Below are 349 nucleotides of genomic sequence, written 5' to 3'. Positions count from 1 at the left end.
AGCAACCGCACTTAATGAAACGGAACCAATAAATAATAATGTTTTAATGTACTTAAACCGTCTTTCTGACTATCTTTTTGTATTGGCACGAAAGTTGTCACAAACTTTACAAGCAAATGAAGTAAAGTGGATACCTGAAAAGTATTAAGCGAAAACATTTAGCTACCCGAGTATTAACCTTGCAAAACGTAAAATTTTTATGCTTTTGTAACGTAAAGAAAAACGCTCTTTTAATTAATGATTAAATAATGCACTTTTTTCTTGCACGTTTAAACTAAAAATTTATTTTTGCAAAAAATTAAACCTAGAAGAAATGTATTGGACTTTAGAACTAGCATCTTATTTAAGT

General features: G+C 28.7%; 1 pseudogene. It reads left to right on the top strand.

Annotation, left to right across the window (positions count from 1 at the left end):
- Positions 1–148, top strand: a pseudogene (locus FUA24_RS04750) (cob(I)yrinic acid a,c-diamide adenosyltransferase); the annotation flags it as partial.
- Positions 149–349 lie beyond the last annotated feature (201 nt).

It is taken from the genome of Seonamhaeicola marinus (assembly GCF_008085455.1).
The sequence above is the reverse complement of the archived record's forward strand: the minus strand, read 5'-3'. Positions and strand labels throughout refer to the sequence as shown.